General features: G+C 74.0%; 10 protein-coding genes. 4 read left to right on the top strand and 6 right to left on the bottom strand.

Annotation, left to right across the window (positions count from 1 at the left end):
• Positions 1-35: 35 nt before the first annotated feature.
• The 4 genes from ACGFI1_RS14085 to ACGFI1_RS14070 form a co-directional block, all read right to left on the bottom strand.
• Positions 36-584, bottom strand: coding sequence for a carboxymuconolactone decarboxylase family protein (locus tag ACGFI1_RS14085; RefSeq protein WP_392785472.1), 549 nt, complete (start codon positions 582-584; stop codon positions 36-38).
• Positions 585-640: 56 nt separating this feature from the next.
• Positions 641-1,456 carry an SAM-dependent methyltransferase gene (locus ACGFI1_RS14080; protein WP_392734609.1) on the bottom strand — a complete coding sequence of 272 codons (816 nt, stop codon included), beginning with the start codon at positions 1,454-1,456 and terminating at the stop codon, positions 641-643.
• 86 nt (positions 1,457-1,542) lie between these two features.
• Complete coding sequence (locus tag ACGFI1_RS14075) at positions 1,543-3,108, bottom strand: FAD-dependent monooxygenase (RefSeq protein WP_392785470.1); 1,566 nt, start codon at positions 3,106-3,108, stop codon at positions 1,543-1,545.
• A gap of 35 nt (positions 3,109-3,143) precedes the next feature.
• On the bottom strand, positions 3,144-3,641 hold the full coding sequence (locus ACGFI1_RS14070) for an inorganic diphosphatase (protein WP_138635372.1): 498 nt from the start codon (positions 3,639-3,641) through the stop codon (positions 3,144-3,146).
• Positions 3,642-3,713: 72 nt separating this feature from the next.
• Between ACGFI1_RS14070 and ACGFI1_RS14065 the strand changes: the two genes are divergently transcribed.
• A complete protein-coding gene (locus ACGFI1_RS14065; RefSeq protein ID WP_392785467.1) occupies positions 3,714-4,781 on the top strand; it encodes a maleylacetate reductase in 1,068 nt (355 codons plus the stop codon).
• On the opposite strand, the gene polA is transcribed toward ACGFI1_RS14065, so the two are convergent.
• Positions 4,778-7,411, bottom strand: coding sequence for a DNA polymerase I (polA, locus tag ACGFI1_RS14060; protein WP_392785465.1), 2,634 nt, complete (start codon positions 7,409-7,411; stop codon positions 4,778-4,780). The genes ACGFI1_RS14065 and polA overlap by 4 nt on opposite strands.
• A gap of 61 nt (positions 7,412-7,472) precedes the next feature.
• Here polA and ACGFI1_RS14055 point away from each other — a divergent pair, with 61 nt between their 5' ends.
• Positions 7,473-8,300: an LLM class F420-dependent oxidoreductase gene (locus tag ACGFI1_RS14055; protein WP_392785463.1), complete on the top strand. Its 828-nt coding sequence runs from the start codon at positions 7,473-7,475 to the stop codon at positions 8,298-8,300.
• A gap of 66 nt (positions 8,301-8,366) precedes the next feature.
• Here the strand turns inward: ACGFI1_RS14055 and ACGFI1_RS14050 are convergent, their stop codons facing one another.
• A complete protein-coding gene (locus ACGFI1_RS14050) occupies positions 8,367-9,887 on the bottom strand; it encodes a M20/M25/M40 family metallo-hydrolase (protein WP_392734594.1) in 1,521 nt (506 codons plus the stop codon).
• Positions 9,888-10,328: 441 nt separating this feature from the next.
• Here ACGFI1_RS14050 and ACGFI1_RS14045 point away from each other — a divergent pair, with 441 nt between their 5' ends.
• Positions 10,329-12,848, top strand: coding sequence for a sensor histidine kinase (locus ACGFI1_RS14045; RefSeq protein WP_392785461.1), 2,520 nt, complete (start codon positions 10,329-10,331; stop codon positions 12,846-12,848).
• Positions 12,845-13,282 carry a roadblock/LC7 domain-containing protein gene (locus ACGFI1_RS14040; RefSeq protein ID WP_138635378.1) on the top strand — a complete coding sequence of 146 codons (438 nt, stop codon included), beginning with the start codon at positions 12,845-12,847 and terminating at the stop codon, positions 13,280-13,282. The genes ACGFI1_RS14045 and ACGFI1_RS14040 overlap by 4 nt, the downstream gene beginning before the upstream one ends.
• Positions 13,283-13,287 lie beyond the last annotated feature (5 nt).

The raw sequence follows: 13,287 nt of genomic DNA, 5'->3' as shown, positions 1-13,287 counted from the left end.
TGATCCCGGCCGGGGGCGCCCGGGTCGACCGGGTTTCAGCGGGGGCCCGCGGCGATCCCGTAGCCGTCGGCGACGAGCCGCTCGGCCATCCGCGCGTAGGCGGCCGGGTCCTCCGGGGCGCTGGTGCCGAGGCCGTCCACGTACCGGTTGTACATGCAGAACGCGGCGGCGATGAGCACGGTGTCGTGGATCTCGACGTCGGTGGCGCCGGCGTCCCGCGCGGCCGCGACATGCCCCGCGCCGACCTCGTTGCCGCCGCGCTGGACGGCGGCGGCGATGCCGAGCAGGGCGCGCAGCTTGGCGGAGACCGGCGCCGCCTCGGGGTCGGCGTGGACCTGCTGGACGAGCGTCATCCCGCCGGGCAGCTGCGCCGCGGCGCACGCGCCGTGCGACGACGCGCAGAACCGGCAGCCGTTCAGCTCGGACACGTAGGCGGCGATCAGCTCCCGCTCGCCGGGCGGGAGCGGGCTCGGGCCGCGCAGCAGGGCCTCCGCGAGCGCGGTCAGCGGCCCCGCGGTCTCCGGCCGGAACCGGAGCAGGGACGGCAGCCCCGGGACGTTCTCGTCCAGTTCGATATGCGCCAAGGACTGCCTCCGGGAAATGGTGTCGGACAATTCCCCCGATCTTCGTACGAAGTTCGTCAGGCGGCCAGTTTTCTCGCCACTCCACAAAAGGTCATGGTCTCCTGCGGCTCGCCCCACGGATTGGGCTCGGGGCGCCACCGGGAGCACGACACGACGCCCGGCTCCACCAGCTCCAGGCCGTCGAACAGCGCCTCGATCTCCGCGGCGGTCCGGGCCCTGAGCGGGTGCGGGGTGCCGCTCTCGTTCCACGCCTTGACGGCGGTGTGCGTGACGTCCACGTCCAGGCAGGCGTGCGACAGCGCCACGAAGCTGCCCGGGGCGAGCGCGCCGACGAGCCGGTCCAGGATGGCGCGGGCCTCCTCGTCGTCGGTGATGAGGTGCAGCAGGGCGAGCATCATCAGCCCGACCGGCCGGTCGAAGTCGAGCGTCGCGGCGGCCTGCGCGAGGATGCGGCCGGGGTCGCGGACGTCGGCGTCGATGTAGTCGGTCGCGCCCTCCGGCGAGCTGGTGAGCAGGGCCCGCGCGTGGGCGAGCACGAGCGGGTCGTTGTCGACGTAGACGATGCGCGACTCCGGCGCGACGCGCTGCGCGATCTCGTGCGTGTTGTCGGCGGTCGGGAGCCCGGTGCCGATGTCGAGGAACTGCCGGACGCCCTCCTCGCCCGCCAGGTGGCGGACGCAGCGGCCGAGGAACAGCCGGTCGGTGCGGGCGGCGGCGACGATGCCGGGGACCTGCCGGGCGACCGTCTCGCCGGCCATCCGGTCCACCTCGTAGTGGTCCTTGCCGCCGAGCCAGTAGTCCCAGACCCGCGCCGACACCGGACGGTCCGCGCGGATCCCGTCGTCCGCGCCCTCCCTGCCAGCGGTGCCCATGCGCTCTCACCTCCGGTCGCCGGGACGCGTCCGCCCCGGGAGGACCGACGGTACACGGCGGCGGCGGTGGCGACGGGTGACGTCGGTCACGGCCGTCCGCAGGCGCGGCGCACGGCGGCGGCCACGGCGCCGGGGTCGCCGTCCGGCAGGACCGCGGCGAGGTGCCCGTCCGGGCGGACGACATGGACCGTGTCCGGGCCCGCCTCCAGAGCCGACCGGAGCACCCCTTCGGTGTCGATGTCGTCCAGCGCATAGCTGTCGCAGGGGATGCCGCCGGGCGGCTCCACAACGGCAGGGCCAAGGATCACGAACCGCGTGCCGAAGAGGCGGCGCAGGCGGGTGCGCTCGCCTCCGACGGTGCACGGGCCGTCCGGGCAGAGCACCCCCGGCACCGGCGGGCGGACCGCGCCGGGCTCGCGCGGGAAGCCGTCCACCGGGCCGGACGGGGTGGTGAGCGGCGAGTCCAGGTACCAGTACGGCTCGGCGAGCCGGCCGGAGTCGATGATCGCGCGCGGGTCGGGATGGCTCCGGGCCCGCTCCAGCGACTCCAGGCGGTGCGCCCGCTGCGCCGGCGTCCGCGGGACGAGGAACTCCATCGTCCGTGTGGTGACGCGCAGGTTCTCCAGCGCGGCGGCGCGGCGCTCGAGGTCGTAGCTGCGCAGCAGCTCCGGGGGCGCCCAGCCGTGCCGGACGAACGCGAGCTTCCAGGCGAGGTTCTCCGCGTCCTGGACGCCGGAGTTCAGCCCGCGGGCCCCGAACGGCGCGTACAGGTGGGCGGCGTCGCCCGCCAGGAACGCGCGGCCGGACCCGAACGCCTCGGCGCACCGCTCGTGGAACCGGTACACGGTGGCCCACACGATCTCGTACGGCACGTCCCCGGTGATCTTCCGGATCCGGGCGTCGAGCGCCCCCGACGCCCGCTCGGCGGCCAGGTCGTGATCGGCGGGCACCTGCCAGTCGATGCGCCACGTCCCGTCCGGGCACTGGTGGACGAGGACCTGCCGCCCGGGGTTCCACTCGGGGTCGAAGAAGAACCGCCGCTCGTTCGGGAACGGCAGCTCGGCCCGGATGTCGCAGATGAGGAACTTGTCGGCGAAGGTGCGGCCGGGGAAGCCGATGCCGAGCAGCTCCCGGACCGCGCCGTGCCCGCCGTCCGCGCCGACCAGGTGCGTGCCGCGCACGGTGGCGGCGCCCGCGCCGGTCTCGGCGTCGGCCTCGACGCCGCCCCCGTCCTGGCGCACCGCGCGGACCCGGTGCCCGTACCGGACCTCGACCAGCGGCTCCGCGGCGGCGAGGTCGCGCAGGTACGCCTCCACCTCGGCCTGCGAGATGTTGATCCACGGCGGGACCTCGCCGCTCCCGGCGCCGGGGAAGGTGACGGCGAACAGCTCGTCCCCGCGGTGGTAGGTGCGGCCGGTCGTCCAGGTCACGCCGCGGGCGATCATCCGCTCGGCGCAGCCGGCCCGGTCGAGGACGTCCAGGACGTCCCGCTGGAAGCAGATGGCCCGCGACCCGGCCGGGTCGCGGTGCGCGGCGGCCTCCAGCACCACGCTCGGCACCCCGTGCCGGGCCAGCAGCAGCGCCGCGACCAGGCCGACCGGCCCGGCGCCGGCGACCACGACCGGATCCGCGGTGGAGCCCACGCCCGCCATGGTGCGCCGCCCCCTCCCCCGCCGTGAAGGCCCGGTCAGGCCGTCGGGCTTCCGGTCGACCGCGCGCGCTCGGCGGCCTCGACGATCGTCCGGTCGGCGACCTGCCGGTCCTGCCAGCCGCGCACGTCGGCGCTCTTGCCCGGCTCCAGGCTCTTGTAGATGTCGAAGAAGTGCGCGATCTCGTCGAGGATGTGCTCGTGCACGTCGCGCAGGTCGCGGATGGCCTCGTAGCGGACGTCCCGCGACGGGACGGTGAGGACCTTGGCGTCGGGCCCCTTCTCGTCGTGCATCCAGAACACGCCGACGCTGCGGACCGTGATCTGGCAGCCGGGGAACGTGGGCTCCTCCAGCAGCACCATCGCGTCCAGCGGGTCGCCGTCCTCCGCGCACGTGTCCGGGATGTAGCCGTAGTCGTGCGGGTACCGGGTCGCGGTGAACAGCATCCGGTCGAGGCGGATGCGGCCCAGCCGGTGGTCCATCTCGTACTTGTTGCGCGATCCCCCGGGGATCTCGACGACCATTTCGATCTCCATGCGTACCTCCCCCGTCACATCCCTACCCCATCGGGGCGCCGCCGGGACAATCGGCGACCGTAGAGTCGGGCCATGGACGCGCTGCGATTCACCTACCGGCCGCTGCCCGTGCGGGTCGTCTTCGGCGCGGGCGCGCTCGCCGGCCTGCCCGCCGAGGCGGCCGCGCTCGGGCTGTCCCGGGTGCTGGTCCTCGCGACGCCGGGGCGGCGCGCGGACGCCGAACGCGCCGCGGCGGCGCTCGGGGACCGGCTGGCCGGCGTGCACGCCGGGGCGGTGATGCACGTCCCGGCGGACGCGGCGGCGGAGGCGTGCCGGGCCGCCGCGGCGGCGGGCGCGGACGGGCTGGTCGCGGTCGGCGGCGGGTCGGCGGTCGGCCTGGCCAAGGCGGTCGCGAAGGAGACGGGGCTGCCGATCGTGGCCGTCCCGACGACGTACGCCGGGTCGGAGATGACGCCGGTGTGGGGCATGACGGAGGACGGCGTCAAACGCACCGGGCGCGACGAGCGCGTGCTGGCACGGACGGTCCTCTACGACCCGTCCCTGACGCTGGGCCTGCCGCCCGCGGTGTCGGCGGCGTCGGGGATGAACGCGATGGCGCACGCCGTCGAGGCGCTGTACGCCCCCGACGCGTCGCCGGTGGTGTCGCTGATGGCGGAGGAGGCCGTCCGGGTGCTGGCGGAGGCGCTGCCGGAGGTCGTGCGGTCGCCCGGCGACCTGCCCGCGCGCACCCGCGCCCTGTACGGGGCGTGGCTGTGCGGCACCTGCCTCAGCGCGACGACGATGGGCCTGCACCACAAGCTGTGCCACATCCTCGGCGGGTCGCTGAACCTGCCGCATGCCGAGACCCACACCGTCCTGCTGCCGCACGCCCTCGCCTACAACGCCCCGGCCGCGCCGGACGCCGTGCGGGCGCTGCGCCGGGCGCTCGGCGGCGGCGATCCGGCCCGCGCGCTGTGGGAGCTGTCCGGTTCGCTGGGCCTGCCGCGTTCGCTCAAGGACCTCGGCGCCGACCCCGCCCACCTGGACGATGTGGTCGCGCGGGCCGCCGCCGGGGGCTTCGCGAACCCGCGCCCGGTGGAGGAGGCGGGCCTGCGGGTCCTGCTCGGTGACGCGTGGGAGGGCCGCCCGCCGAGCGCCTAGTGCGCGGCGGCGTTCCAGTCGGCGCCGGCGCCGATGGCGACCTCCAGGCCGACCGTGAGCGGGTAGGCGGTCGTCATGCGGTCGCGGACGAGCGCCTCGACCGCGTCCCGCTCCCCCGGCGCCACTTCCAGGACGATCTCGTCGTGCACCTGGAGCAGCAGCCGGCTGCGCAGCCCGGCCGCGGTGAGCGCCTCGTCCACCCGCAGCATCGCGATCTTGACGATGTCGGCGGCCGAGCCCTGGACCGGCGCGTTCAGCGCCATCCGCTCGGCGGTCTCGCGGCGCTGCCGGTTGTCGCTGGTCAGGTGCGGCAGGTAGCGGCGGCGGCCGAGGACGGTCCGGGTGTAGCCGGTGGCGCGGGCCTCGGCGACGACGTGGTCGAGGTAGTCGCGGACGCCGCCGAGCCGCGCGAAGTAGGCGTCCATCAGCGGGCGCGCCTCCGCCTGCGGGATGCCGAGCTGCTTGGCCAGCCCGAACGCCGACAGGCCGTACGCCAGCCCGTACGACATCGCCTTGATCTTGCGGCGCATGTCGGGGGTGACGTCCGCGGCGGCGACCTGGAAGACCTGCGCCGCCATCGTGGCGTGGAGGTCCTCGCCGGACGCGAACGCGGCCAGCAGCGTCGGGTCCTGCGACAGGTGCGCCATGACGCGCAGTTCGAGCTGGCCGTAGTCGGCGGTCAGCAGCGACTCGTAGCCGCGCCCGGGCAGGAACGCGCGCCGGATGCGCCGCCCCTCCTCGGTGCGGACGGGGATGACCTGGAGGTTCGGCTCGGTCGAGGTGAGCCGGCCGGTGGCGGCGACGGTCTGCTGGAAGGTGGTGTGGATCCGGCCGTCCGCGCCGATCTCCCGGATCAGCCCGGCGACGGTCGTGCGCAGCCGCGCCTGGTCGCGGTGGCGCAGCAGCACCTCCGGCAGCCCGTTGCCGGTCTGCGTCGCGAGCCAGGTCAGCGCGTCCACGTCGGTGGAGTAGCCGGATTTGATCTTCTTGGTGCGGGGCAGGTCCAGCTCGCCGAACAGCACCTCCTGGAGCTGCTTGGTCGAGCCGGGGTTGAACCGCCGCCCGGCGATCTCCGCCGCGTCGTCGGCGGCGCGCTCCATGCCTTCGGCGAAGTGGCGCTCCAGCTCGTCCAGGAGGGCGGCGTCCACGTGGATCCCGGCGCGTTCGGCGCGGGCGAGCAGGTCCGACAGCGGCAGCTCGACGTCGCGGAGGACCGCGTCCATGCCGGTGGAGGCGAGGTCGGCGGTGAACTTGTCGGCCAGGTCGAGGACGGCGCGCGCGCTGAGCATCAGCCCGGCGGCCCCTTCGGCGGGCGGGCGGCGGCCGAGGTGGCGGCCCGCGAGGTCGGCGATCCCGTAGGCGGCCAGGCCGGGGAGCAGCAGGTAGGCGGCCATCGCCGTGTCGGTGGCCACGCCGTCCAGGCGCCAGCCGCGCTCGCCGAACACGCGCAGCAGCGCCTTCACATCGTGCAGCGCCTTGGGGCGGGACGGGTCGGCGAGCCAGTCCGCGAAAGCGCGCTCGTCGGCCTCGGTGAGCGCGGACGGCTCGAACGAGGCCGCGTGGTCGTCGCCGGACGCCAGCGCGATCCGCGCGATGTCGCCGGCGCCGCGCGCCCACGTCCAGTCGGCGGCCAGCCCCATCAGGCCCGTGCCATGGGCGCGCAGCCAGCCGGGCAGCTCGTCCGGGCCCAGCTCGCGGCCCTTCACCGGCTCGGGCCGCGCCGCCTCCGCGGGACGTCCCCCGCCCGGGTCGGCGGCGAACAGGCGCTGCCGGAGGCTGGCGTTGCGGAACTCCAGCTCGTCCAGCAGCGCGGTGAACGCGGACAGGTCGTAGGGGCGGCGCCGCAGGTCGGCGGGCCCGACCGGCAGGTCCACGTCGCGGACGAGCTCGGTGAGCCGCCGGTTCAGCCGCACCGTGCCGAGCGCGCCGCGCAGCCTCTCCCCCGCCTTGCCCTTCACCTCGCCGGCCCGCTCCAGCAGCGCGTCGAGGGTGCCGAACTCGCGGACCCACTTCGCGGCCGTCTTCTCCCCGATGCCGGGGATGCTCGGCAGGTTGTCGGACGGGTCGCCGCGCAGCGCCGCGAAGTCGGGGTACTGCGCCGGGGTCAGCCCGTACTTCTCCCGCACCGCCTCCGGCGTGTACCGGACCATCTCGGCGGCCGTCCGGTAGAAGTACAGGACGGTGACGTCGTCACCGACGAGCTGGAGCGCGTCGCGGTCGCCGGTGACGATCAGCACGGCCATGCCGTCGGCCACCGCCGCCGCGGTGAGCGTCGCGATCACGTCGTCGGCCTCGTAGCCGGGCGCCCGCAGCACCGGGACGCTCATCGCGCCGAGCAGCCGGTCCAGGACGGGCAGCTGGGCGCCGAACTCCTCCGGCGACCGGGTCCGGGTCGCCTTGTACTCCGGGAACGCCTCGGCGCGGAACGTCCGCCGCCCCACGTCGAACGCGACGGCCGCGTGCGTCGGGCGCTCGTCCCGCAGCACGTTCGCCAGCATGTTCGCGAACCCGTACACGACGTTGGTGGGCTGCCCGGACGTGGTGGTGAAGTTCTCCACCGGCAGCGCGTAGAACGCCCGGTAGGCCAGCGAGTGGCCGTCCAGGAGCAGCAGGAGCGGCCGGTCGGTCATGTTCACATCCTGGCACCGGGGAAGGGGGCATGAAACGGCCGCGGCGAGTGTTGGGGGCGACATGGACAAGATCGAACTGGGCCGGCTCGGGATCTGGCGGCCGTGGAGCATGCTGGATCCGGAGCTGGCCAAGGACGTCGAGGACCTCGGCTACGGCGCCATCTGGATCGGCGGGTCGCCGCGCGGCGACCTGAAGATCGCCGAGCGGCTGCTGGCCGGCACCGACCGGCTCGTGATCGCGACCGGCATCGTGAACATGTGGGCCACGCCGGCCGCGGAGGTCGCCGCGTCCTACCACCGGCTGAACGAGGCGCACGGCGGCCGGTTCCTCCTCGGCGTCGGCATCGGCCACCCGGAGGCGACGCAGGAGTACCGCAGCCCGTACGAGACGATCGTCCGCTACCTGGACGACCTGGACGCCGCGGGCGTCCCGGCCGGCGGGCGGGTGCTGGCCGCGCTCGGGCCGAAGGTGCTGCGGCTGGCGGCGGAGCGCACGGCGGGCGCGCACCCGTACTTCACGACGCCCGAGCACACCCAGCAGGCCCGGGAGACGCTCGGCGCCGGGCCGCTGCTCGTCCCCGAGCAGAAGGTCGTGCTCGACACCGACGCCGCGCGCGCCCGCGCGACGGCGCGGGAGGCCGCGAAGATGTACCTGGGGCTGCGCAACTACGTCGGCAACTTCAAGCGGCTCGGCTTCACCGACGCCGACGTGGCCGGCGGCGGCAGCGACGCGCTCATCGACGCGCTGGTCGCGCAGGGCGACGCGGCGGCGCTGGCCGCGCGGGTGCGGGGGCACCTGGACGCGGGCGCCGACCAAGTGGCGGTACAGGTCCTGGGCGACGACGACCCGCGCCCGGCGCTGCGCGAGATCGCCGAGGCGCTCGGCTGAGGGAGCGGACGTGAGAGGGGCGCGCCCGCTGCCGGGCGCGCCCCTCACCGAGACTCGGCTACCGGGTCACCGGGTCGCGTAGGTGCCGATCTCGTCCGGCACGGTGCGCTTGGCGGCCTGGGCAGGAGCGCGTCTGGCCAGCTCGTTGCCGTTGACCGTCAGCGTGCTGTGCGCGAACAGCTGCGTCACCGCGGCCGTGGCGTCGATCATCTGGTCGAAGCCCTTGAGGTTCACGTTGTCGTAGCGGTCGCAGGCCGCGTGGTAGCAGGGGTCGTAGGCCACCCCGGCGGTGCCGCCGTAGACGGCCGCCTGCGCGGGCGTCTTGATGCCCTCGGCGCCGGTGAAGACGCCGCCGGCGGGGATGCCCGCGGTGATGAACGCGTTGTAGTCCGACCGCCCGTTGAACGGCGTCGGGTCGGTGGCGAGGCCCCGGCCCGCGAAGTAGTCGGTGAACGCCTTCTCGATCGCGCCGGACCCCGCGGGCGGCTCGACGTTGTTCTCGCCCGCGCTGTCGTCGCCGTCGTACACGAAGTTCACGTAGTTGGGCGAGGCGAGCATGTCGAAGTCGAGCATCAGCGCGATCTTGTCGCGCTCGGCCTGCGGGAGGGTGTCGACGTAGTACTGCGAGCCGAGCAGGCCCTCCTCCTCGGCGCCCCAGAACGCGAACCGCACCTTGTTGCGGACCTTGGAGCCGAGCTTGTTGATCTGCTTGGCCATCTCCAGCAGCGTCGCGGTGCCGGAGCCGTCGTCGTTGATGCCGGGGCCGTCGGTGACGCTGTCGTTGTGGGCGCCGACGACCACGATGTTGCCCGGCCTGCCGCGCTTGGTGTCGGCGATGACGTTGGCGGTCTCGCGCTTCTCGTTGAGCGTCTGCGTCTTCACCCGCAGCGTCACGCCGCCGTTGTTCGCCTGGTCGACGAGCGCCTTGCCGACCGCGTTGGTCGGGCCGACCACCGGGATGCCGTACGGTTTGGTCAGCGTGCCCCCGACGGGTCCGGGCTGGTCGGGGAGTTGGTAGATGACCACGGCGGACGCGCCCGCCGCGACGGCGTTGTCGGCCTTGACGGAGAAGAAGCACCCGCCGCGCTGGATCAGCGCGATGGCGCCCGCCGGGAAGCCCGCGAAGTCGTCGGCCTCGCAGCCGCTGCCGAGCCCGGTGGCCCCGCTGTCGACGGGGGCGGCGGGCGCGGTGACGTCGCCGGACCCGGAGTACTGGAGGGTCGCGTAGTCGGTGTCCGGCGCGAACGTCTTCTGCTCGGGGGCGGTCTCGGCGAAGACCGGCTCGGCCGTCTGTTGCCAGAAATCGAAGGTGAACTTCTGCACGACCGGGCTGTAGCCGGCCCGTTTGAGCTGGTCGGCGAGGTACTTGATGGTGACCGTGTTGCCGGGCAGCCCGGCGGCCCGGTTGCCGCCGTTGGCGTCCGCGATCTTCTGCAGGTTCAGCTGGTGGTGGCGGACGTTCTTCAGCGTGACCAGCCGGGCCAGTTTCGCGTCGGCCGGTCCGGCCGCCGCTGCGGTCGGCACCGCGGCCAGGGTGGCGGCTGCGAGCGACAGCCCGGTGAGGGTTGCGAGCGCGGCTCTGCGCATACCAGGTCTCCGTTTGTGGGGGGACGAAGCAACCCGAAGCCTGACACGCGTCAATTCCCGCAACAAGACACGACTCTGCATCAAAACGGCCAATATTGGCCTCATTCTCCCCTCGTTTTACAAGATCGACTTTCGGCGCGCCATCACGGTCCGTCCCGACCGCCTGCACGGCTCGTGTCGATCATCACCGGGAGAACCGGAACGCATTCCGCGAGGTCAGCCCGGAATGGCGCCAATCAGAACGCGCTGACCTGCGAAGACACCGAAAAGCCCGGCACTGCGGGGGCATCGGCGCGCACCGTCCGCCGATTCGCTCCGGCGACCCGAACCGCATTCCACTGGACGCGAGTTCCAGCAGGTGAGGGCACTGGCCCCGGACAAATCGGCGTGAGTATGCTTCGTCACCCTTGAAGGTGGCCGCCGACGATCAGGAGTGGGCCGTTGTCGAGTCCCGAACAGGAGCCCAGATCCCACGGGCGCCCGCGCACGCGCCCGATCGGGCGGCGGATCGTCCTGCTCCTCGCCATCCCGCTGGTCTCGCTCGTGGCCCTGTGGACGTACTCGGCGGTCCCGGCGCTGAACGACGCGCTCCTGCGCAACCAGTACGCCGACAACCACGACCGGGTCGGCCAGCCCGCGAACCTCGCCATGCAGGCGGTGCAGGAGGAGCGCGGCGCGGCCGTCGCCGCGCTGGTGGCACCGTCGGCGGCGAACGAGCGGAAGTTCCATGACGCCGTCGCCAAGACCCAGCGCGCGGTGGCCCTGTTCCGCAAGCTCGGGCTCTCGCCCCAGGCCACCGAGCACATGGCCGAGGGCGGGATCCAGCGCACCCGGGACGTCGGCAACCAGTTCGACCAGCTCGCCAGTATCCGGTCGCAGATCACCGCGCGGAACGTCACGGCGCTGGAGGCCATCAACGCCTACAGCGACGCCTTCGACAAGACCGTCCGGCTGCTCACCACGCTGGTCACCATCGACGACGTCGACGTCTACCAGCAGACCAACGGCGTCCTCTACATGTACTGGGCGCGCGACTTCATGCTCCGCGAGGACCTGCTGCTGACGGGGCTCGGCGGCGGTCGGCTGAAGGCCGGCGGCCGGGCCGCCTTCTCCGAGTGGGCGGGCGCCCGCGCCGAGCTGATCGAGCTCGGGCACGCCGGGCTCAGCGGCTCGGTCGCCAAGACCATGAGCGGCCTCGTGAACTCCCCCGCCTACGCCGACTTCGTCGCGCTGGAGACCGCGATCGTGCGGCAGGGCCGCGCCCCGGCCCCGCAGCGGTGGCAGGCCGCCGTCCAGGCCGCCGGGCAGCTGTGGCTCGGCACCACCTACAAGGCCGGCCAGCAGCTCCAGCATGACGAGGTCGAGCCCGCCGGCGACCGGATCATGCTGCGGGTCTACCTCGCGGGCGGCGTCGGGCTGCTCGCCGTGATCGCGTCCATCGTGCTGTCGCTGCTGTTCGCCCGCCGGCACGCCGGCGAGCTGCGGCGGCTGCAGCGGTCGGCGCAGGAGCTGGCCAACGAGCGGCTGCCCCGCGTCGTGGCGCGGCTGCGGCGCGGCGAGCGGGTGGACCTGGACGCCGAGACGCCCCGCCCCGCCTCCGGGAAGACCCGCGAGGTCGCGCTGGTCAGCGAGGCGTTCGAGACCGTCCAGCGGCAGGCGATCAGCACCGCGATCGGCGAGGCGGAGCTGCGCGCCAGCATCAACCGGGTCTTCGTGAACCTGTCGTGGCGCAGCCAGTCGCTGCTGCACCGGCAGCTGCGGCTGCTGGACCAGATGGAGCGGCGCGCGTCCAGCCCCGAGGAGCTGGACGACCTGTTCCGCCTCGACCACCTCACCACCCGCATGCGGCGGCACGCCGAGGGCCTGGTCATCCTGTCCGGGTCGCCCACCGTGCGCGCCTGGGACCACCCCGTCGCCGCCGAGGACGTGGTGCGCGCCGCGATCGCCGAGGTCGAGGACTACACCCGCATCGAGGTGACCGGCGCGACGTCGGCCGCGGTCAGCGGGGACGTGGTCGCCGACGTCATCCACCTGCTCGCCGAGCTGATCGAGAACGCCACCGCCTACTCCCCGCCGACCACCGAGGTCACCGTCAAGGTCGAGACCGTCGCCAACGGGCTCGCGGTGGAGGTCGTCGACCGCGGCATCGGCCTCGCCCCGGAGGAGCTGGACTCGCTCAACCGGCGCCTCGCCAGCGCCGTCGAGTTCGACCTGGTCGACACCGAGCGGCTCGGCCTGTTCGTCGTCGCGCGGCTCGCCGCCCGGCACGACATCAAGGTCTCGCTGCAGCCCTCGGCGTACGGCGGCACGACCGCGATCGTCCTCGTCCCGCACGCCCTGGTGGTCCTGGACGAGCAGTGGCAGCCGATCGGCGAGGGCACCGCCGCGGCGCAGCCGGTCGGCGCGGGCGCGCCGCGGCTCGGCCGCCCGGTCCGCCGCGCACTGCCCGGCCCGGCGAGCCCGCCGGCGCGCACCGGGCCGCCGGACGGCCCGCCCGCCCCGGTCGCCTTCAACACGCCGGTCTCCTTCGAGACGCCGCCGGCCTTCGCACCGCCCGCCGCCGACGCGCGAGCCTCCTACGAAGCTCGGGTCTCCTACGACGCGCAGGTCTCCTCCGACGGGGCCGCCGATTCGCCGGTGTCCTTCGACCCGCCCGGGCGGGCCAATGGCCGAACCCGGCCGCTGGACGAGGATCCGGAACCGGGCGCGGTCGAGGACAGCGAGGTCACCGGGCGGCTCCCGCGCCGCGTCCGGCAGCGCAACCTCGCTCCTCAGCTGCGCAAACGCCCGCTGAACGGGCGGCCGAAGGAGGCCGCCCCGGCGGACGAGGACTTCGAGGAGCCGAGTCCGGAGCTCAGCCGCGATCTGATGGCCTCGCTACAGTCGGGATGGCTGCGCGGCAGGATCGCCGACGACGAACCGGGCGATCTCGAACCACGCGATGAATGGGGGGAAGCATGACTCGGCAGGGCCACGCCACCGGCGAGCTCGACTGGCTGCTGGAGGATCTGGTGCAACGGGTCGGCGAGGTCCGCCAGGCCGTGCTGCTGTCCCGCGACGGGCTGGTCATGGGCGCCTCGGGCGACGTCACCCGCAAGGACGCCGAGTTCCTCGCGGCGCTGTCGTCGGGCTTCCACAGCCTCGCCAACGGCGCCCGCGAGCACTTCCAGGCCAAGCAGGTGCGGCAGACGGTGGTGGAGCTCGACGACCGGCTGTTCTTCGTCATGCCGGCCGGGAACGGCAGCTGCCTCGCGGTGCTCAGCGACGCGGGCGGCAACGCCGGGCTCGTCGCCTACGAGACCACCATGCTGATCAAGCGGGTGCGGCGGGCGCTGTCGGCGTCGCCGCGCGCCGAGGCCGAGGACGCGTCGGTACGGCCGGGTGCGTCGGGCTGAGCGAC

Origin of the sequence: Actinomadura geliboluensis (assembly GCF_043197915.1) — a bacterium.
GTDB classification, from domain to species: domain Bacteria; phylum Actinomycetota; class Actinomycetes; order Streptosporangiales; family Streptosporangiaceae; genus Spirillospora; species Spirillospora geliboluensis.
Note: the sequence above shows the minus strand (reverse complement) of the source record. Positions and strands in the feature narration are given on the sequence as shown.